Genomic DNA, 20,573 nt, shown 5'->3' on the forward strand with positions numbered 1-20,573 from the left:
CATGAAACAGCTTGGCAACTTTCTGCTGGCCGCCGCGGTGGTGGCGGCACTGGTCGGTGTGGTGTGTGTCTCGGCCCGCGCCGCCGAGCCGGTGGCGGCCGTGGCCCTGGTGACCCGCGACGCCGTCACCCTGCGCGCCGCCCCGCGCGACAGCGCCGCCGCGCAGACCGTGTTCTGGCGCGGCGAGGTGATGGAGGTCCGCGCCGAACGCGGCGACTTCGTGCAGGTCTGGGACCACCAGCGCGAACGCGGTGGATACGTGAAGCGCTCGCAACTGCTGCGTGTGGGCAGCGGCGCGCAGGCCGCGCCCGAGCTGCTGGCGCTGCTGGGCTTCGTGAGCGAACAGCCGGGTTCCGAAACCCTGGGCCTCGCGCTCGCCGCCGCCGCGATCCAGGCCCTGCCTGCCGCCGCGCTGCAAGGCCCCGACGGCGCCAAGGTGCTCGACGCCATCGGCCGCCAGGCCGAGCGCCTCGCCGAGCGCGCATCCCAAGGCGCGCAGCGTGCGCAAGACCAGGCGATGTTGACCGCCCACCTCGACGTGGCCCGGCGCCACGGCGTCACGTTCCAGAGCATCGAAGACGGTGAGCGCGTGCGCCTGTGCTACGAAGGCGACGCCCACCGCCGCCTGCTGGCCCTGCCCGCCGCCAGCGCCGAGCAGCAGGCCCGCGCCGCGCTCGCGCTGACCCGCCCTGACTGCCAGAACCCCCAGGCCCGGCCCAGCGAGCGCGAGGCCGCCGACCAGGCCCGCGCCAGCCTGCTCGACCGCGTCCCCACCACCACCCTGGCCGCCCACTGGCGCGCCCGCCTCGCCACCCGGCAGGCCGGCGTCTGGAGCGGCCTGGCTTTCGCCCGCGCCCAACGGGGGGACGTCGCCGCCGCCCGCAGCGCCGCCGAGCGCGCGCTGCAAGCCATCGCCCGCGTGGACCGCACCGAGCTGGCCGATGACGACCTCACCCGCCACACCGAAGCCGCCCTGCGCGCCAACGCCGTGCGCTGGGCCGCCGGCAGCGGCGTGGCGCCCGCCGCCGCACTCAGCATCACCACCCGCAAGACAGACGACGGCCAGACCTGCGCCAGCCTGATCGATCCGCGCCAGAAAAACGCCCAGCCGCTGGCCGAGCGCTGCTCCTGGGGCGTGGTCTGGCCCGCGTCGGCCTCGGTCAACCGCGAAGGCAACGCCGCCGCGCTCGCGGTGCAGCCGGTGGACGGCTGGCGCGAGCTCTGGGTGTTCCGCAAAACCGCGCAGGGCTGGACCGTCGAGGTGTTGCCGCCCGCCGCACTCAACCCCGGTCTGGGTTACGCCGAGCTGGCCGGCTGGGTGCCCGGCGGACGTCAGATGCTGGTGGCGCGCGAGGCCATCGCTGAAGGCCGCACGGTGCGACGCTTCGAGGTGGTGGAGCTGAGCACCCTCACCCCGCAGCGCACCGCCTTCGAGCCCGACGCGCTGGGTCCGTTCGCGCGCTGGCCCGACGCTGCCTGGAAGCGGGATTCGCTGGCGCTGCGCTGAGCGGGCGTTGCAGCCTCATGCGGCGTTGCCTTCAAACGTATGACTTCGTTGCAACGCCGTATCAAGCGGCCACGCTCGGCCCCACCTTCAACCGGGCTCGCGCCAGCGCCACCGCCTCCGTGGTCGACGGGATGTAGTCGAAGCCGCCCTGGCGGCCCAGGCTTTCAATGCCCAGCGCCGTCAGCGACTGCAACAGCGCCGCCTTGCGCGCATCGGCCGCCTGGTCGTACACCGGGTAGGCAAAGTCCGTCACGAAGCTGCCCAGGCATTCCAGCTCGCCGTCGAGCAGGCCGGCGCGGGCCGTGGTGGTCCGGAAGTCGGTGACGATGGTGTCGATCGACGGCAAGGGGCCGCGCACCGACACCTCCACGCTGAAGAACGCCCACCCGTCCACCGGGCCGTGGTAGTCGGAGTGCACCGTCAACCGCTTCCACAGGCCGTCGGCCGCAAAGTTGTGCAGGATCAGCGCTGTGAAATTCCGCTGGCCGCGAAACCGGAAGCACGCCGTGACCAGCGAGGTGGACGCGGGTGCGTTCGTGGCGTCCAGCCCCAGCAGGCGCGTGATGTTGACCAGCGGGAGCGTGCTGATCAGTCTCGTGGCGGTGAACGTGCCGGCAGCGGTGCAAACCTCAAAACCTTCCGGTGTTTTGCGGACCGACGACGTGCCCGCGTTCAGAAAAACCTCGGCGCCCGAGGCCTGGAGGCACGCCACGGCATGGCCGTACATGCCCTGAAAACCTTCGGGTGACCGGGCGAAACAGCGCAGGGACGCTGGGCGCTCCACCAGCCCCAGCCGCTGACCGGCCGAGCGCACGAGGCGCAACGCCCGCGGTGCGACGCCGGCGTTCTTGGCGATCCACTTCATGCGCCGAAGCGCGAACGGGTAGCTGATCTCCTCGGCCGAAAAACCGTAGAAGCGGCGCATGTAGTCCGCCAGCCCGCTGTCGTGGAACAGCATGGCGCCCATGTAGGCCTTGGCGAAATCCGCCGCCGAGGCCTTGTGGTGATGGAACAGCTTGTGGGCCAGCACATCGGCGAGCACCGCGAAGCGGTAGCGCCAGGGCCGCGCACCCAGCTCGCCCCGCGCGTCGAACGGGTAGGCGCGCACGTCGCCCTGGGGTGTGACGCGGGCGATGCTGTAGTTGACGGGCGACCAGTGGGCCTCGATGCCGGGGAACATCTGGAGCAGGGGGCTGTCCGACCAGAAAAAGATGGCGCCGACATCGAAGCTGCAGCCCCCCATGTGTGTCGACAGGTGGTTGCCCCCGGCACTGGGGTAGTCCTCGATGATGGCCAGGCGCTTCGTCGAGGGCAGCAGCTCGTGGGCTGCCGTCAGGCCGGAGACACCTGCACCCAGGATGATGACCTCGAAGTGTTGGTTGGCCATGGGCGCTCCGGATGTGCGAGACGGAACAGTACCAGAACCCAACGCATTATTGCGCGGTCTCGGGCATTCAGGCCCTCTTCAAAAACGCCGACTTCAGCAGCCTGGGGACACCCGAGAACATCAGGCGGCTGCGTTCAGCCAGCCCAGGCCGGCGGAGGTGCCGCCGGGCACCGCGCCGCGCGCTGGCCGGTACTCGCAGCCCACCCAGCCCTGCCAGCCGCAGGCGGCGGCCACCTCGTCGATCACGCCAAACAGGTAGGGGTGGTTCAGCTCGCCCAGGTCGGGCTCGTGGCGCATGGGCACACCGGCGATCTGGAAGTGGCCCACGCGGCCGGTGGGCAGGTACTGGCGGATCTTCATGGCCACGTCGCCTTCGACGATCTGGCAGTGGTAGAGGTCGAACTGCACCTTCAGGTTGGGCGCGCCGATGGCCTGCACGGTGCGGTGCGCCTCGTCTTGCCGGTTGAGGAAGAAGCCCGGGATGTCGCGCGTGTTGATGGGTTCGATCAGCACATCGCGCCCGGCGCTGGCGGCCTGCCCGGCGGCCCAGGCCAGGTTGGCTTCGTAGGTGGCCTGCAGCGCGGCGCGTTCGACCCCGGCGGGCGCCAGGCCGGCCATGACGTGGATGCGCGGGCAGTCCAGGGCTTGCGCGTAGTCCAGGGCTGTCGCCACACCGGCGCGGAACTCGGCCTCGCGCCCGGGCAGGCAGGCCAGGCCACGCTCACCCGCGTCCCAGTCGCCCGGCGGGGCGTTGAACAGCACCTGCTGCAGGCCCTGGTCGGCCAGGCGCTGGGCGATGTCGCTGGCGGAAAAGGCGTAGGGGAACAGGTATTCGACCCCCTGGAAACCGTCGGCCGCCGCGGCGGCAAAACGGTCCAGGAAGGCGTGCTCGTTGTAGAGCATGGTCAGGTTGGCGGCGAAGCGGGGCATGGGATTCTCGCGGGAAGAGGGACGCATCGGCGGGGATGCCCGGCGCGCACCGGAGGCGGGTGCGGATTCATCTGAATCATGACATCGGCGGCCACGGCGCGAACGCCCGGGTGAACCCGCAGGCGGCGCACCAACATCAGGCCTTGAACCCGGGCGTGCGGCCACGGTGTGCTGCGCTTTGGTGCGCGAGCGCCCCGATCCCGGCGAAAGTGGGCGCTCAAGCCCTGGCACGCTCCATGCATTGACCGTTGCAGCATGGAGAGCGGTCTGCACGTGGTTGGCAGCGGCTCGTGCGTAGGTCCACTAGGGTTCCGTCCACCGTCAAACGTGGGGTCTGGTCCGAGAGTGGTCCGGCCTGATCGCAGGCTCCACGGAGGGATAAAAGCCCGGGAGAACGACGTCTGATCGTGTTCTCCCTGCGCCTTTCATCCACCACCGGAGCTTCACATGACATTGGCAGGCCTCTTCTCTTCCTCTTCTGTTTCGCCGTCCCCGCTGGGGCGCTGGCTCAAGCCGGCCGTGGGCGCGGCGCTCACCCTGGCCACCGCCTCGGCCTTCGCGCAGACGCAGATGAAAATCGCGACCGTGGTCTGGATCGGCTACGGCCCGTTCTACGTCGCCGACGCGCTCGACCTCTACAAGAAACAGAAGCTCAAGGTCTCGCTGCAGGTCTTCAGCGACCCGGCCCTGATCCCCGCCGCCATCGCCTCGGGCGCGGTCGACGGCGGCATGCTCACCTACGACCAAGTGGTGGGCCAGGTGGCCGGCGGCAAGGCCATGAAGGTGGTCATGCCCATCGACTACTCCAACGGCGGCGACGCCATCGTGGCCGACGGCAGCATCAGCAAGGTGACCGATTTCAAGGGCAAGAAGGTTGGCTACAACCCGCTCTCGCCGAGTGACTTCCTGCTCTCCTACGCGCTCAAGACCGTGAACCTGAGCGAGAAGGACATCAACCCCGTGAGCATGACGCCCGAGGCCGTGCCGGCCGCGATGGCCTCGGGCGCGCTGCCCATCGGCGTGACCTACGAACCCAGCCTGTCGCAGGTGCTCGGCCAGGGCGGCGGCAAGAAGTTCAAGGTGGTGTTCTCGTCGAAAGACGCGCCCGGCCTGATCGCCGACGTGCTGGTGTTCGACGACAAGGTCATCAAGGCCAAGCCGACCGAGATCACCGGCATCATGAAGGCCTACCTCGACGGCCTGGCCTACATGAAGGCCAAGCCCGACGACGCGGCCAAGATCATCGGCAAGTTCATGGGCGTCTCCGCCAAGGAAGCCAAGGAGCAGATGAGCGGCGTGTACAACATCCCGCTGGCCGAGATGCCCAAGGCCTTCGTGAAGGCCAAGGAAACCACCTCGTACTACGCCAGCGGCGAGATCATCGGCCAGCTGCTGGTGGCCAAGGGCCAGATCAAGACCGCCCCGGCCACCGAAGCCACCTTCGACGCCTCGCTCGTCAAGGCCCTCGCCAAGTAAGTCCCAAGCCTTTACCGCCCGGCCCCGCGCGTGCCTCGCGCGACGGCCGGCGCGCCAAGCCTGTGTTCCTCTCTGGAGCCGCAACCATGCCATCCCTTTTTCGTCACGTCGACGGCGTGTGGCCCAACACCGCCGCCCTCAGCTTCACCGTGCTCGGCTGGCCGCTGGGCATCGCCCTGCTCGGGCAGGCGCACTGGGCGCTCAACGTGCTCGGCGTGCTGCTGGTGACGCTCTCGCTCACCTGGTCGGCCTACTTCATCCACGAGTTCGCGCACCAGGCCATCTTTCGCACGCCGCAGGCCAACCAGCGCTGGGGGGTGTTCATGAGCTGGATCAACGGCAGCGCCTACGCCAGCTTCGACGACCTGCGCCGCAAGCACATGCGCCACCACGTCGAACGCGCCGACGTCATCACCTTCGACCTGCAGGGCTTCCTGCGCGCGCGCCCGCTGGTGCGGCGGGTGGTGCTCGCGCTGGAGTGGCTGCACATCCCGGCGGTCGAGTTCGTCATGCGCGGCTTCGTGGTCGCGCTGCCCTTCATGGGGGATCGCAAGAAGGCTGCGCGCGGTCGCGTGATCGGGGTCGCCGTGGTGCGGCTCACCGCCTGGGCGTTGCTCGCCTGGTGGTCGCTCAAGGCCCTGGCACTGTACGCGCTGGCCTACCTGCTGTTCGTGCACCTGCTGCGCTTTGCCGACTGCTTCCAGCACACCTACGACGCCTACCCCATCCTCGACGAAACGCCGATCCCCAAAGACAAGCTGCGCGACCGCGCCTACGAGCAGGCCAACACCTTCAGTGACGTGGTGGGCCTGGACGCGAAGTGGCTCAACCTGGTCTGGCTCAACTTCGGCTTCCACAACGCGCATCACGAACGGCCCGTCGCGCCCTGGTACCAGCTGCCCCGGCTGCACCGCGAGCTGTACCCCGAGGGCAATGCCCAGGTGGTGACGGTGGGCGAGCTGCTGCGCGCCTACCACCGCCACCGCGTGACCCGCGTGCTGGCCAGCGACTACGGCGCGGTGTTGCCGCCGGGTGCGCCGCGCCGCGCGGACGGGTTCATCGGGGCTGTGGGTGTTTCTTTTCTGACGGCAGTTTGAGATGACGTCGCCGCACTACGGCCTGCAAGGCAAAACCGTGCTCATCACCGGCGCGGCGGGCGGCATCGGCAGCGCGCTGTCGCGTGCCTTTCTGGCGCAGGGCGCGCGGCTGATGCTGCTGGACCGTGCGGCCGCGCCGCTGGACGCGCTGGTCGATGCGCTGCACAGCCACCAGGTGCACAGCGCCGTGTGCGATCTGGGCAGCGATGCCCAGGTGGCGGCGGTGGCGGAAAAAGTGAAAGAGCGCTTTGGTCAGCTCGACGTGTTGGTGAACAACGCCGGCACCGAGTACCCCACGCCACTGGCGGATGCAGATGCTGGGGCCGAAGCGGGTTTCATGGCGCGCTGGGCCGGCCTGCTCGACAACAACGTGAGCAGCATGGTGCGGCTCACGCAGGCGCTCTTGCCGCTGCTGCCGCGTGGTGCGAGCGTGATCAACCAGAGCTCCATCTGGGGCCGCACCGGTGTGGCCGGCTTCTCGGCCTACAGCGCGAGCAAACACGCGGTCGTCGGCCTCACGCGCTCGCTCGCACTGGAGCTGGGGGCACGCGGCGTCCGCGTCAACGCGGTTTGTCCCGGCTGGGTGCGCACCGAGGCCGCGATGCGTTCGCTTGCCGCCATGGCCCTGGAGCAGGGAAAAAGCGAAGCCGAGGTCGAGCGCGAGATCCTGTCGCGCCAGGCCGTGCCGCAGATGCTCACACCCGACGATCTCGCGGGCGTGTTCCTGTTTCTCGCGAGCGATGGCGCCGCGTCGCTCACCGGCCAGTGCCTCTCGCCCAGCCACGGCGAGGTGATGCTGTGACGCCCATGACCCTGCCCACACTGTCGTTGCAGGGACGCACGGCCTTGATCACCGGCGCCGCCACCGGCATCGGCCGCGCCACCGCGCTGCTGTTCGCGCAGGCCGGCGCGCGCGTGGTGGTGAACCACCTCCGGCAAGACGCCGAAGCCGCTTCGCTGGTGCAGGCCATTCAGGCCCTGGGCGGCAAGGCCACCGCGATCAGCGCCGACGTGAGCGATGCCGCCGACGTGCAGCGCCTGGTGGACGGCGCCCTCGCGGTGGTCGGCACCATCGACGTGCTCGTGAACAACGCGGGGATCATCCAGGAGAAGGCCTTTCTCGACACCACCGAGGCCGACTGGGACCGCCTGCTCGGCACCGACCTCAAATCCGTCTTTCTGGTGTGCCGCGCCGTGCTGCCCGGCATGGTGGCGCGCCGCGGCGGCGCCATCGTCAACATTGCCTCCGACCTCGGCATCCTCGGGCGCGAGCGTTACGCGCCCTACTGCGCGGCCAAGGCCGGCGTGATCGGCCTGACCAAGTCGCTGGCGCGCGAGTTCGCGCCGCAGCAGATCCGCGTCAACGCCATCGCGCCCGGCCCGGTGGCGACCGCCATGGTCTCGCTGGAACACATGAGCGCCGAGTGGGTCGAGAAAGAACTCGCGATCCCGCAGCACCGGCTGGGCGAACCGGAAGAGATCGCGGCCAGCGCGCTCTTTCTCGCCAGCGACCTCGCGCGCTTCTACACCGGCCAGGTGCTCGGGCCGAACGGCGGTTCCGTCATGCCATGACCTTCCTGCCCGCCCATCCCTCTGACCGCCTCGCCACCGGCGTCTTGCTGTTCTCCGCCTCGCTCTGGGGCCTGTCGTGGATGCCGCTCAAAGGCTTCATCGCGCAGGGGCTCTCCGGGCCGCTGGTGGCGCTGATCACCTACGGCTCGGTGGGCCTGCTGGCGGTGGCGCTGCTCTGGCGCGACCGCGCGGCCTGGCGCGCGCAGTGGGGGTTGGTGCTGGCGCTCACGCTGGTGGGCGGCTGGGCCAACACCTCGTTCGTCAACGCGCTGATGCTGGGCGACGTGGTGCGCGTGATGTTCCTGTTCTACCTCTCGCCCGTGTGGTCGGTGCTGGGTGGCTGGCTGTTTCTGAAGGAGCGCATACCGCCCACGCGCTGGCTGGCCGTGGTCGCGGCCATCGTGGGCCTGTGGATGGTGCTCGGCGGGCCGGGGCTGGGCGATTCCACTGCGCTGGCCTTCACCTGGGTCGACGCGCTCTCGCTCTCGGCCGGTTTCGCCTTCGCCGCCAACAACGTGATCGCCCGCGCCGCGCACCGCGTGCCCCTGCGCACCAAAACCTTCTGCGTCTTCATCGGCTGCGGCCTGCTCTCTGCCCTGGCCACCGGCCTTGGCGGCTCGGGCTTGCCGGCCATCCTGTCGGCGATGGGGCCGCTGGTGTGGCTGGCGCTGCTGGCCTACGGCTTTGGCTGGATGCTGCTCGCCACCGTGACCTGGCAGTACGGCGTGAGCCACCTGGAGAGCAGCCGTGCGGGCCTGATCCTGCTGGCCGAGCTGCTGATCTCGGTCGGCACCGCCATCGCCTTCGGCGGCGAAAGCCTCACGCCCCTGGGCTGGGCGGGTGGCGCGCTCATTGCTACAGCGGCAGGGGTGGAGGCACTGGGCGGCGGGGCGGTGCCGAAACCCCCGCCACTCGAACCACAGACACCACCGCATGACACCACCTGACACCGGAGACCCGATGAACCCCCCCACCGTGTGGATGAACCAACTGTCCTGGCTCGACTACCAGGCGCGCATCCAGACCGAGCAACCGCCCGTGCTACTCCCCGTGGGCGCGCTCGAACAACACGGCCCGCACCTGCCGCTGGGCACCGACGGCCTGCTCGCCAGCGCCGTGGCCGCCGACACCGCCGCGCGTGTGGGCGGGCTGGTCGCGCCCACGCTCAGCTACGGCTACAAGTCGCAGCCCAAGTGCGGCGGCGGGCAGCACTTCTGCGGCACCACCAGCGTGGACGCCGCCACGCTGATTGGCCAGGTGCGCGACGCGGTGCGCGAGTTCGCGCGCCACGGCCTGACCAAGCTCGTGGTCGTCAACGGTCACTTTGAGAACCAGTGGTTCCTGATCGAGGGCATCGACCTCGGCCTGCGCGACGCCAAGGCCGCCGACCCGGCCTGTGCGCTGCAGGTGATGCGCCTGGAGTACTGGGACTTCATGACCCCAGAGACCCTGGGCGACGTGTTCCCCGACGGCTTCCCCGGCTTCGCCCTGGAGCACGCGGCTGTGCTCGAAACGTCCATGATGCTGCACCACCACCCCAGCCTGGTGCGTCTGGACCTGCTGCCCGACGACGGCCCGGCCGACTTCCCGCCCTACGACATGTACCCGCCCCGCACCGACTGGGTGCCGCCCTCGGGCGTGCTGTCATCGGCCAAGGGTTCCGATGCGGCCAAGGGCCGCCTGCTCGCCGACGAGGTCGCGCGCCGCATGGCCGAGGCCATCACCACCGGCTTCACCCGCCCCCAGGGCTGAGAAGCTGAACCCCATGCCCCTTGACACCGTCTACCCCACCGCGCTGATCGTCATCGACATGCAGCGCGACTTCTGCAGCCCGGGTGGCTACGCCGACCAGGCCGGCATCGACATCACCCGCATGCGCGGCGTGATCTGTCTGGTGCGGCGCCTGCTCTGCGCCGCGCGCGCCGCCGGCCTGCTGGTGGTGCACACGCGCGAAGGCCACCTGCCCGATCTGTCGGACTGTCCGCCCGCGAAGATGGCGCGCAGCGTGGCGGCCGGCGCGCCCATCGGCAGCCCCGGGCCGCTCGGCCGCCTCTTGGTGCGCGGCGAGCAGGGCCACGACTTCGTGTCCGAGCTGTGCCCCTTGCCCGACGAGGTCGTGATCGACAAACCGGGCTACGGCGCCTTTCACAACACGGCCCTGGGCGGCGTGCTCCGGCGGCACGCCGTGCAGCGGCTCATCCTCTGCGGCGTCACCACCGAGGTCTGCGTGCACTCCACGCTGCGCGAGGCGGTGGACCGGGGCTATGTGTGCACCACGGTGGGCGACGCGACCGCCGCCAGCCAGCCGGAGCTGCAGGCCCCCGCGCTCGCGATGATCGGTGTCGAGGGCGGCATCTTCGGCCGCGTGTGCAGCACCTGCGAGGTCGTCGAAGCTTTGCAACACGCGCAGGTCATCGCATGAACGTCGTTCCAGAGCGCTACCACGGCGTGTGGGCGCGCACCCTGCTGGAGACGCCCGAGGGCCGCGACACCACCACCTGGGTGCGCTGGCTGCAGACCGGCCTGTGGCACGGCGACCTGCGGGTGCCGGCCGACGCGGCGCGCAACACCCCTGAAAGCCGCGCCCAGGTGCAGGGCTTCGCCGGCACCACCGCCATCACCCGGCCCGACCCGGATCGGCCCGAGGTCTGCACCTGGTTACGCAGCGTCGACATGCAGCCTCCGCGCAGCACGCCCGACGCCGGCCACATGGTGTTTGAAACACCTTCGCGCGTGATCGAGACCGGCATCCACGGGACCTACCTCGAAGTGTGGGAACGGCTGCCCGAATCCACCGCCCGGCGCATCGCGCTCGCCCGCCTGGGCGCGGGCGGCGAACCCACGGCCGAGCGCCTGCTCGTGGCCGGCGTGTTCCTCATGCACCACCGCCCGCGCCTGGCGCCCTGGCCCACCGATCTGCGGCCCGACGAGACCCTGGCCAGCGTGCTGCAGCGCCACCCGACGCAGACCGAGGCGTTGCTTGATGTGGACATCGCTTTCGGCCGCTTCGAGCACGGCGTGTGGAGCGTGGAGCGCGCCGCCGCGCCCGCGGCCGAAGGCCACGAGCTGCCCTGTGCCCTGCACCGGCTGGACGCGGTGCGCGCCCGTGTGGAACGCGGCCCGCTGGCGGGCGACTGGCAGGTGCTGGAATGGCACGACGAGGAACGGCCGAGCTTCGGTTAGCTACCCGAGCGGCCCATCACCAGCGCGCCAGCGACGCTCGCAGTGACGCCTTCACGTCCTCGTTTGCAAAGCTCGCGTCGATGGACGTGCGGGCCACCTCGCGCAGCACGGTGTCGCTCCAGCCAAAGGCCTCGGCGCACAGCGCGTACTCGCGCTCCAGGCTGGTACCCAGCAGGGCCGGGTCGTCGGTGTTGACGGAGACCGGCACGCCCGCGAGGCGCAGCCGCTCGATCGGGTGCTCGTCCATCGACGCGCAAACACCCAGGGTCAGGTTCGAGCTCGGGCAGATGCCCAGCGGAATCTGCCGGTCCACCAGCAGCCGCACCACCGCCGGGTCTTCCACCGCACGCACCCCGTGGTCGATGCGGTCGGCACCCAGCAGCTCAATGGCGTCGCGCACGCCCTCGGGCCCGCTCGACTCGCCCGCGTGCACCGTGCGCTTCAAACCCGCCGCGCCCGCGCGACGGAAGGCCTCGGCAAAACGCGGCCCGGTGCGCCCGGCGGCGGCCTCGTTGCCGTCGATCGAGAGCGCGACCACCCGGGGGTGGCGCTGGCGAACGAGTTCATCCACGAGTTCGGCCGCGGCATCGGCCGACTGCGTGCGCAGCAGGCTCACGCACAGCCCCACCGGCGGCAGACCGTCCTGTTCGGCGGCGCGAAAGCCCGCGTCCAGCGCGTCCACCATGGCCGGCAGACGGCCATGCCAGTGGCGCCAGTGCGTGGGGTTGAAGATCAGGTCGGCATGGCCCGTGCCGCTGGCGGCAAGGCGCTGGCTGAAGCCATAGGCCGACTCCGCCAGTTCCTCGCGCGTGCGCACCAGGCCGCAGGCCCAGTCGAGAAAGTGCAGGAAGTCCGCCAGCCCCTCGAACTCAAACAGGCGCTCAAGCGGCCTGGGCAGCGGCTCGCCAAAGCGGCCGGCCCACTGCGCCAGCATCTCGGCCTCGAAGCAGCCCTCCAGGTGCACATGCACCTCGGCGCGCGGCAGGGTTCGAAGGCGGTCAAGGCTGGCGGTGGTGGGTTTCACAGTGCGCGCTTTCAGAGCGGTTTTTCAGACCACCGATGATCGCCCCGACCACCACTTCGGCGCATACCCGCCCCCACATGCGCCCCATCACGGCCTGCGTATGGCGGGCGCGACCAAAGCGCTGTCAGCGCATGTCGTCTGGCGTGGCCGAGAGCGAGAGCGTGTACCGCCCGCGCACTTGCCCGGGACGCGCGCCCAGTGCCACCAGCGCCGTGTCCGACACGGCCGTTTGCGCCCATGCGTCCAGCGCCGCCGCGTCGTAGCCAGCGACCACCAGCACCCAGTCGGCCGCCTGATCGCCGCCGCGAATCTTCTGCTCGGTGGTCTGCGCGATGGCGGGAGGGAGGTGCCGCAGCAGGTGGACCCCGGCGAGCCCCAGCTGCCCCGACCAGAGCGGCATGCGCGCGGCCAGCGAGGCCTGGAGTTCGCCGGCCCGCCCGCTCGCGGGCGAGAGCCGCAGCGTGAGCACCTGGCGGGCCACGCCCGCGCCCCGGCTGGCCAGCACCTGGCACTGGCTGCGCACCATGTGGCGGTGGTGCGGCATCATTTTGGTGGACCAGGGCGAGGGGGCGTTCAGTGAGGCCAGGTAGGCGGGCGAAGCCACCACCTCGTGGGCATCCAGCTCGTACATCACGAAGATGCCCTCGCCGCCGTCGGCGCTGGTGAAGCGCGTGGCGCGCTGAAAGCCGGGGATCGCCAGGCGTTCGGGAAAATGTTCGTGCGAGTGCCAGTGTTCAAACTCGGCCCGCATGTCGGGGGCCATGTCCCACCACATGGCCAGGCAGGCCTTTCCGAGAAGTGACATTCAGGGTCTCCATCCGTTGAGGGGCCCCAAGAATGCCAGAACTGGGGCCTGCGCGCCCGCTCGCGGGCATGGCCTTTCCCTTTCCTTGGGTCGAGGCGCGCGAGCGGGGTTGGCCTACCGGCCACGTTTGCCGGGTTTGCGCGGGGGCGGCGTGTCGCGGTCGGGGCCGAAGGTGGTGAAGGCGGTGCTCGCTTCGCCCTTGATGTGGCCGTCGGCGACCACCACCGACACCTCGTGGGGCCCGGGTTTCGGCGCGATGATCCACAGCTCGCGCCCGATCCCCACCGTCTCGCCGTCCAGCCGCCACTCGAAGGCCTCGCCGTCGATGCGCTCGCCCGAACCGCTCTGCGCGTGGGCCCAGAGACGCATCGGCGTGGCGGTTTCCACGCGTGCGCCGGCGCTGGGGTTCATGATGGCCACGTTGGGCGCACGCGCCGCGATCTCCACCGCGTTCGACGTGCGCACCGCCGTGTCAAAACCGTCGTGCGCGAGCACGCGGAACTGGACCTTGCCGCTCGGCAGCGTGTCGGCCGGGATCTGCACCTTGCCCTCGGTGATGCCCACCGCACAACCATTCCACGAACGCCCGCCGTCTTTGCTGAACTGCACCGAGCAGCTCAGCACCGCACCGTCGGCGCCCGCGCCGTCGGTCTTCCAGCTGAGCGTCACGCCGCGCGGGCCGGGCTTCACGCCGATCTCGCCCAGCTTGACCGTCCGGGCGGCCGCCTTGCGTTCCCAGGCCACGGTGAGCGGGCGGTGCAACTTGCCCTCTGCGTCGTCCAGCGCGCCGACGTGCACGATGCGCAGCGCCGCGCCACGGCCCACGTCGGGCACCATGGCCTGGAAGCCGTACACCGGCGGTTCTCCGTCACCCCCACAGCCGCCGCCGCACCCGCAGCCACCGCCGTGGGCGTCGGCCGGGATGCGCATCACCGGCGCGCTCGCCAGCACATCGCCGTTGGCGCCCACCAGCTCGGCCACCATCTGGGTGGGCACGCCGGTGGCGATGGTCGGCTGGGCGTTCACGCGCATCACGTGCTGCATGGTGATCGAGGCGTCGCGCTCGAAGGTGCCGATCAGGGTGATGACGGGGCGCATGCGCAGCTCCTCGATGTGGTGCTTCCAGTGTTCCCAGGGTTCCGGGGCCGGGTCGGGGATGTACTCCCAGGGCCACAGCCACGGGTCGTAGAGCTCTGGTATGCGGAAGCGCGGATGGACCGATGTGGGGGCGAAGATGGCGTTGTTGATCAGCATCTGGTGCGTGAAGATCGAGGTCCAACGGGGACCGCAGTAGGACATGAAGTCTTTTTCGGCGGGCTGGTGGATCGCGCCGTTGTTGATGTCGAGCCCGTACTCGCCGATGGAGGCGGTCGGGGTGCCGGCCGGGTCGTAGGGTTCGTAGGCCGGGTAGGCGGCGTTGCCCGGTGTGCCGCAGGGCGCGTGGGGCAGCCCTGCGAAGTGCCCGAGCTCGTGCGCCATCGTGGTGCCGTTGTTGACGCCACCCGATGTCACGCCGTTGCTCGCGCAACCGATCACCGGCCCCATGGGCACGCCGTTGGGCAGCAGGCCGTAGTACACGACGTCGGTGCGGTTGCCGTCGTTGGCCTTGGCCGCCGCGAGCTGCCCGTTGAGCGTGATCCAGCCCGCCGAACAACCGCCCGGGTTGGGCGGGGAGCCGGTGAGCGGCACGGTGAGGGTCACGGTGCCGGCGCTCGAAAACACCCCGTCGGCCTGCACCGGGAACACGGTGTGTGACCACGCCGCGGTGGTCTGCAGCTGGCCCACCGTGGGCGCGGCGATGTTGAGCGTGCCATTGCCGGCGGCGTTGGGGCCGTTGTAGGCCACCATCAGGCCGCGCACGCGCAAGGTCTGCAACAGCGAGACATCGGCCTCCACCGTTTCGGTGTCGACGATGGCCGCGCTGGCGTCGTCGGCCCGCCAGATGTTGGCCTTGAAACTCATGGTGCCGGCCATGTCTTCGGCCGGCACGATGAAGTTGAGCGTGGCGGTGGTGGTGCCACGCTCGGTGGCGTAGTCGGGCAGGGCCTGCGCCGTCACGGTACCGGGTGTCTGGGGCGTCAGCGTGCCCACATCGGTCCACACCGGCAGCCACCATTTGTTGCGCATTGCGCGCACCTGCAGGTGGCCGGTGAGGTTCACCGCCCCGCCCCAGCCGGCGCGCACATAGACCCGCACCCAGGCGGTCTTGAAGGCCACCAGCCGCAGCGAGTTGTTGGGGCCGCGGTCGGCGGGGTCGGTGAGGTGGCGCGACGCGCGAAAGTACTGAATGCCTTGTGTCACTTCAATGCCCAGGATGTGCGGGCCGATGAGGTGCTGCTCGCGCAGTTTCAAGGCCCACGCGTCGGACAACAAGGCCTTGTCGACGACGCTGGAAATGTCGGTGCCCATGGTGAACTCCTGAAGACGGCGATGTGCCGTGGAGTGACCATGCTAGGAAGGGGTGCGCGGGAGCGCATCAACAAAGAGAGGGAACATGTCCTCCATGCGATGGAGGCTTCGCCAGCGTGGTCGTGTTGTGGCACCCGGCGTTGGCCGCCGTCGGTGCTCGAGCATGAAGTGGTGTGAAAAGTGGTCCAAAAGGGCGTTGAGCGCCCGGGTTCATGACCGCAGATCGGTTGGTGGCGTGGTCACCACCTGGCCGTCTTTCACCGGCAGCGTGTGGCCGGGTTTGAAGGACGTGCGCACCGTGCCGTCCTGGCCTTCGAGCCGGTAGGTCACGTCGTACCCGACCAGCTTCTGCGACTTGAGGTTCACGGTCTTGCAGCGGCGCTCGCTGGTGGTGACCACGTCGTTCTGCTGCAGGTTCTTTTGCACCTGGTTACCGGCGTAACCCCCGGCCACCGCCCCGGCCACGGTCAACACCTTCTTGCCGTTGCCGCCGCCGATCTGGTTGCCCAGCAGGCCGCCCGCCACACCACCGATCACCGTGCCGGCAAGGCGGTTCTCGTCTTTCACCGGCACCTGCCGGCGCGTCTGCACGTACCCGCAGCGCTCCTGCGGCGTCACCACCGTGTCGCGCACTTCCTTCACCGCGACCACGTCGGCAAACTTCGGTTTTGTCAGCGCCTGGTAGCCCGTCACGCCGCTGGCCCCGAGCACCACCATCGCCAGCCCGCCCACGGCGATGCCCTTCATCATTGACTTGTCCATGTGAACACTCCTTCTTGTGTGGAGTGCAATGTAGTGAGGCTGTGTCAACGGACGATGAGCAAAGGTGTCCAAATGCTGCAGCGTGGTTTTTTTGAAAGGCGGGTTACTTCGCGGGCTTCGCTGGCTGCACCAGCCCCAGCGTCGGCGTCTCGTTGAAGAAGTTCCAGGGCTTGAGCAGCACGTTGACCCACTCGGTCGGCATGATCGGCCACTCTTCGGCCCGCGCCACGTGCGTGGTGCCCGTGGTCAGCCAGACCACGTTGTCGGTGTTCACGATGGGCTGGTCGTCGGCGCTGAACTGGCCCAGGCCCGTGTCCTTGCTGGAGCGGTTGGGGAAGCGGCCCTCGGGGAACTGCTCACCCACCTGGTAGCGCGTGACCCAGATCTGCTTGTCCATGAAGTTCAGGCGGTGGTAGATCCACTCGTCTTTGCCAAAGTTGGCGCCCTTGGCCACCGGGTGCGTGCCGCCCGCGTAGGGGATCAGCTGGTACGACACCGGGTTGCCCACCTTGTTGGTCTTGCTGCCGTTGCTCAGCAGGCGGATCGTGGCCGGGTCGAACTTCTGCGCCGCCTGCTTCTCGGTCGCCACGGTGCGTTGCGCGAGCTGCATGGTGCTGGTGCGCGGGCCGCCGGCCGTGTTGGGCAGCACCACCGGGTCCATCTCGGTCAACGAGTTGGCCTCGCCGTCCACGTCCATGTCGAGGCGGAAGTTGTAGATGTGCTGGTGCGTGGTGCCCACGATGTGGTGGTCCAGCAGCGTGCCGTATTTCGTGTCGTCGGCGGCGCTCGCGTCCTGCATGGTGCGGCTCTTCACACCCTTCACCGCCTCGATGCCGGTGGCACCCGCGTTGATGCCGATGGTGCCGTTTTCAGCGAACACCCAGTCGAACATGTAGTCGTAGTTGCCCACGGTGCTGATCCAGCGCACCACCAGCTCGCGGCGCTCGGCGCTCACGTTGGGCTTGCCCATTTCCTGGTGTTTGTACTCCGGGCCGGCGTGGCGTTCGAACACGGCGATGGCGTTGGGGATCGCCATCGGCGCGCCGGTGAAATCGGCAATGGTGGCGTCGAGGTAGACCGCGTTTTCTGGCGCGTCCTTGCCCGGCTCGATGCTCGATGTGAGCGTGCCCATGCCGTACTCGCCCGAGTCGAGGTAGGCCTTGAAGTACCAGCCCACGTCGGGGTCGCCGTAGGGCACGATCATGCCGCCCAGCGTGCCTTCGTACATCACCTTGCGCTTGGTGCCCTTGTCGTTGTAGGTCACGGTCGAGAGCGAGAGCCCGGTGCGCGAGTTCAGGCCAATGTGGAAGTCCCAGTTGCGCCAGTGCAGCGTGTTGCCGGTGATGGTGTAGTTCTTGCCCTCGGGCTCGGTGATGTGCAGTGGCTTGCGCGGCGCGCTGGCCTTGCCGGCACTGCCGTCGTAGGGTGTGGCCTTCATGGGCACCGGGATCACGCCCGCGTCTTCGATCTTGATGACCTGTTTCTTCTCCAGGTCCACCACCGCCACCAGGTTCTCGATCGGGTGCGCCCAGTAGTTGTTGTCGCCCACATCGAGGTAGCTCACCACCTTGAGCAGGCGCTCTTCCTGTTTCAGCCCGTCCTTGCCGTCGAAGTAGCCCACGGTCAGCGGTGTGGCCACGACCTTCTTCACGTCGTTGATGCCGCGCAGCGCCAGCGCCTTGGCGTAGTCCGGGCTGGCCTCGATGGCGGCCTGCACCGCACCGAAATCGTCGATCAGCACCATGCCGTGCGCGCCCTCCACCGGCTGCCACTGCAAGAGCTTCTTCGAGGCCAGGTCCACCGTGCCCTCGATCAGCTTGCGGCCGTCGAGGATGACGAACGCCGCCTGGCGCGGCGCCTGCACCGGTGTGCCCTCCAGCGCGTGCGCCCACACCTGGTCCTTCGGTGGTGCCTTGAGCACGATTTCGGTGAAGCGGTGGCCGGGCTTGAACTGGCCCGAGGCCTTCAGCACCTCCAGCGTCGCCTTGATCTCGTCCGCCGTGAGCGGGTTCAGCGGGTTGGGCTTGCGCTCGACCACGAAGGTTTTGTCCAGCCCCGACTGAAACACCTGCTGGAAGAAATCGGCCGCCACATAGGGTGCGCCTTTGCGCATCACCACCGGCACACCCAGCCGCAGCGTGGCGCCATTCACCTGCGCCGTCTTCGCGCCCGGCTTCACGCGCACCAGGGTGCTGTTGCGCGAGAGTGTGAACAGCTGGGCGTAGCTGTCCCAGTGCACCGTGGCGTTGAAGTCTTTGGCGGCTTTTTTGAGCGGCACCATCTTCGCGGCCGTGCCGTGGGCCAGGGCCAGAGGGGACCACAGCGCGGCGGCGGCGAGGGTGATGGCACTCAGTGCCAGGGGAAGGGTGTGGGGTTGCATGGTGGGTTCCTTGGCAAGCGGGTTCGGACAAGGGATGGACGGTAGGTCGGCCCTGCACCAAGGGGTTATCCGGATTTGGCAAATTTGCGCCCTTGCCAACAATGGCGCATAACTTGCATCGCAGGCCCTATGAACTTCGATCACTCCCACAAACGTGCACGCGATGCCGGCGAGCAAGCCGCCAGCCTGCACGACTGGGACCAGCGCTACGAGCAGCTCTCGGCCGGGCGCTTCGAGGGCGTGGTGGACGAACTGCGCGTGGGCCCGGTGCAGGTGTTCGCCGAACGCGCCAACCAGACCGTGATGCAGGCGGGCCGCGTCTGCGCCGACCGCGTCGCCGTCGCGCTCGTGCGCGCCGCGTCGTCGCCCGGCTGGTTCAGCGGCCACCGCCTGCAGGGCGAGCAGCTCATCAGCGTCGCTGCGCAAGGCGAGTTCGATCTCGTGGCCGGCGCCGACATGCAGATCCTCGCGCTCTCGGTCGACCTGGCGGCCCTGCGCGCGCTGGTGGCCCAGGTGGACGGCCCCGACGCCGACCTGCCCCCGGTGCCCCTGCTGCTGAACGCCTCGCGCGCGGCCTGCGCCGAATACGGCCGGTTGCTCAACGCCGCACTGGACCTCGCGCACGGCGCGGGCGACATCAGCGCCCACCCCGCCTCGCGCCGCATGCTCGCGCTTTCGCTCTGCGACGCTTTGCTCACCGGCCTGCGCGCGGGCGAGCCGGCGCGCGCGCTGCCCGCCTCGGCCGCCAGCCGGCGCCGCATCGTCGCCCGCGCGCGCCAATACATGCAGGCCCACGCGCAAGAGGTGATCGCCGTGCCCGACCTCTGCCAGGCCATCGGCACCTCGCGCCGCGCGCTGCAGTACGCGTTCGAAGAGGTGATGCAGATCAGCCCCGTCACCTACCTGCGCGCCATGCGCCTCAACCAGGTGCGCAGCGAGCTGCGCCAGAACCGGGCGGCGCCCGTGGGCGACGTGGCGGCGCGCTGGGGCTTCTGGCACCCATCGCGCTTCGCGAGCGACTACAAGGCCTTGTTCGGCGAGCTGCCGTCGGCCACGCGCGGCGCCCACGCCGTGGCCGTTGCCTGAGCCGGGCCGGTCTCGTGATGCCCGCCGCCGTCCCGCTGCCCGTCGCCCCCGGCGACTGGTTCAACTTCCGCGACCTCGGCGAGGGCATCACCCTCATCACCGAGCCGCACGTGATCCCGCTGCTCCGCTGCAACATCTGGCATGTCCGCGGGCGCGGGCTCGACCTCATGGTCGACACCGGCCTCGGCGTGAGCAGCCTGCACGCCGCCTCGCGCCACCTCTTCGGACAGCGCATCGCCGCGCTCGCCACCCATGTGCACCTCGACCACGTGGGCGGCCACCACGAGTTCGCCGAGTGCTGGTGCCACCGCCTCGAAGCCGATGCGCTGTCGAAGGCCGACCCGAACGGCACGCTGGCCGATTTCGATCTCAACGAGGTGAACATCGCCGTGCCCGGCTACGACACCGGCGGCCCCGCGCTCACCGCCCTGCCCACGCCCGACTACGAGCTCTCGGCCTGGGAGATCAAACAGGCCACCGTCACGCGCCGGCTCGACGAAGGCGATGCCATTGACCTCGGCAACCGCCACTTCGAGGTGCTGCACCTGCCCGGCCACTCGCCCGGCAGCATCGGCCTGTGGGAAGCGAAGAGCGGCACGCTGTTCTCCGGCGACGCCATCTACGACGGTCCGCTCATCGACGACCTGCACCACTCCGACCGCGCCGCCTACGCGCGCACCATGGAGCGCCTGCTGGCGCTGCCTGTGAGCGTGGTGCACGCGGGGCACGATCCGAGCTTCGGGCGGGAGCGGCTGCGGGAACTGGTGCGGGGGTACCTCGACGGGCTGGACGCACCCGACAGAGCGGCCTGAGCGGCGTTCATCGAAGACACGTCATAGATGTTTGATGTGCCATGAAAAAGCAACATCTATGTTGGTTTGATGGTCATGCATAGGCGCATTGCAACCGAAGCGACGGCCACGGCACGCCCCATGCTTGTTCCCCTCGCATGGAC

The 20,573-nt window shown here is 69.4% G+C and carries 18 protein-coding genes and 1 riboswitch; of the genes, 11 read left to right on the forward strand and 7 right to left on the reverse strand.

Annotation, left to right across the window (positions count from 1 at the left end; translation table 11 throughout):
- The first annotated feature begins 1 nt into the window (after position 1).
- Positions 2–1,507, forward strand: coding sequence for a hypothetical protein (locus B0E41_RS09315; RefSeq protein ID WP_253194729.1), 1,506 nt, complete (start codon positions 2–4; stop codon positions 1,505–1,507).
- A 61-nt stretch (positions 1,508–1,568) separates the two neighbouring features.
- Here B0E41_RS09315 and B0E41_RS09320 read toward each other — a convergent pair whose 3' ends face one another.
- Together B0E41_RS09320 and otnI are read right to left on the reverse strand one after the other, a co-directional pair.
- A complete protein-coding gene (locus B0E41_RS09320; RefSeq protein ID WP_077330809.1) occupies positions 1,569–2,894 on the reverse strand; it encodes an NAD(P)-binding protein in 1,326 nt (441 codons plus the stop codon).
- Between the two features lie 120 nt (positions 2,895–3,014).
- Positions 3,015–3,824, reverse strand: a complete 810-nt coding sequence (gene otnI / locus B0E41_RS09325) for a 2-oxo-tetronate isomerase (protein WP_077330810.1) — start codon at positions 3,822–3,824, stop codon at positions 3,015–3,017.
- 292 nt (positions 3,825–4,116) lie between these two features.
- Positions 4,117–4,219: riboswitch (guanidine-I (ykkC/yxkD leader) on the forward strand.
- A gap of 52 nt (positions 4,220–4,271) precedes the next feature.
- Between otnI and B0E41_RS09330 the strand changes: the two genes are divergently transcribed.
- The 8 genes from B0E41_RS09330 (at position 4,272) to B0E41_RS09365 (ending at position 11,152) form a co-directional block, all read left to right on the forward strand.
- On the forward strand, positions 4,272–5,300 hold the full coding sequence (locus B0E41_RS09330; protein ID WP_077330811.1) for an ABC transporter substrate-binding protein: 1,029 nt from the start codon (positions 4,272–4,274) through the stop codon (positions 5,298–5,300).
- 86 nt (positions 5,301–5,386) lie between these two features.
- Positions 5,387–6,397 carry a fatty acid desaturase gene (locus B0E41_RS09335; protein ID WP_077330812.1) on the forward strand — a complete coding sequence of 337 codons (1,011 nt, stop codon included), beginning with the start codon at positions 5,387–5,389 and terminating at the stop codon, positions 6,395–6,397.
- Position 6,398: 1 nt separating this feature from the next.
- On the forward strand, positions 6,399–7,199 hold the full coding sequence (locus B0E41_RS09340; RefSeq protein ID WP_077330813.1) for an SDR family oxidoreductase: 801 nt from the start codon (positions 6,399–6,401) through the stop codon (positions 7,197–7,199).
- A gap of 5 nt (positions 7,200–7,204) precedes the next feature.
- Entirely contained in the window at positions 7,205–7,969 is a 765-nt protein-coding gene (locus B0E41_RS09345) for a 3-oxoacyl-ACP reductase family protein (RefSeq protein WP_077330814.1), read from the forward strand.
- Positions 7,966–8,916, forward strand: a complete 951-nt coding sequence (locus B0E41_RS09350) for a DMT family transporter (protein ID WP_077330815.1) — start codon at positions 7,966–7,968, stop codon at positions 8,914–8,916. The genes B0E41_RS09345 and B0E41_RS09350 overlap by 4 nt, the downstream gene beginning before the upstream one ends.
- Positions 8,917–8,929: 13 nt before the next feature.
- Positions 8,930–9,721 (forward strand): creatininase, encoded by a 792-nt coding sequence (locus B0E41_RS09355; RefSeq protein ID WP_077330816.1) that lies wholly within the window; start codon positions 8,930–8,932, stop codon positions 9,719–9,721.
- Between the two features lie 13 nt (positions 9,722–9,734).
- Positions 9,735–10,391: an isochorismatase family cysteine hydrolase gene (locus tag B0E41_RS09360; protein WP_077330817.1), complete on the forward strand. Its 657-nt coding sequence runs from the start codon at positions 9,735–9,737 to the stop codon at positions 10,389–10,391.
- Positions 10,388–11,152: a hypothetical protein gene (locus B0E41_RS09365; protein WP_077330818.1), complete on the forward strand. Its 765-nt coding sequence runs from the start codon at positions 10,388–10,390 to the stop codon at positions 11,150–11,152. The genes B0E41_RS09360 and B0E41_RS09365 overlap by 4 nt, the downstream gene beginning before the upstream one ends.
- A gap of 16 nt (positions 11,153–11,168) precedes the next feature.
- Here B0E41_RS09365 and add read toward each other — a convergent pair whose 3' ends face one another.
- The 5 genes from add to tynA all read right to left on the reverse strand — a co-directional run bounded on the left by add (position 11,169) and on the right by tynA (position 18,532).
- A complete protein-coding gene (gene add, locus B0E41_RS09370; protein ID WP_077330819.1) occupies positions 11,169–12,176 on the reverse strand; it encodes an adenosine deaminase in 1,008 nt (335 codons plus the stop codon).
- 124 nt (positions 12,177–12,300) lie between these two features.
- Positions 12,301–12,981 carry a DUF4286 family protein gene (locus B0E41_RS09375; protein ID WP_077330820.1) on the reverse strand — a complete coding sequence of 227 codons (681 nt, stop codon included), beginning with the start codon at positions 12,979–12,981 and terminating at the stop codon, positions 12,301–12,303.
- Between the two features lie 114 nt (positions 12,982–13,095).
- Positions 13,096–15,390, reverse strand: coding sequence for a hypothetical protein (locus B0E41_RS09380; protein WP_077330821.1), 2,295 nt, complete (start codon positions 15,388–15,390; stop codon positions 13,096–13,098).
- Positions 15,391–15,600: 210 nt separating this feature from the next.
- Positions 15,601–16,152 (reverse strand): glycine zipper 2TM domain-containing protein, encoded by a 552-nt coding sequence (locus B0E41_RS09385; protein WP_077330822.1) that lies wholly within the window; start codon positions 16,150–16,152, stop codon positions 15,601–15,603.
- 103 nt (positions 16,153–16,255) lie between these two features.
- Positions 16,256–18,532 carry a primary-amine oxidase gene (tynA, locus tag B0E41_RS09390; protein WP_077330823.1) on the reverse strand — a complete coding sequence of 759 codons (2,277 nt, stop codon included), beginning with the start codon at positions 18,530–18,532 and terminating at the stop codon, positions 16,256–16,258.
- A gap of 129 nt (positions 18,533–18,661) precedes the next feature.
- Between tynA and B0E41_RS09395 the strand changes: the two genes are divergently transcribed.
- A complete protein-coding gene (locus tag B0E41_RS09395; RefSeq protein ID WP_077330824.1) occupies positions 18,662–19,618 on the forward strand; it encodes a helix-turn-helix domain-containing protein in 957 nt (318 codons plus the stop codon).
- Between the two features lie 17 nt (positions 19,619–19,635).
- On the forward strand, positions 19,636–20,430 hold the full coding sequence (locus tag B0E41_RS09400; protein WP_077330825.1) for an MBL fold metallo-hydrolase: 795 nt from the start codon (positions 19,636–19,638) through the stop codon (positions 20,428–20,430).
- The last annotated feature ends 143 nt before the right edge of the window (positions 20,431–20,573 follow it).

Origin of the sequence: Hydrogenophaga sp. A37, assembly GCF_002001205.1 — a bacterium.
Classification (GTDB): Bacteria; Pseudomonadota; Gammaproteobacteria; order Burkholderiales; family Burkholderiaceae_C; genus Hydrogenophaga.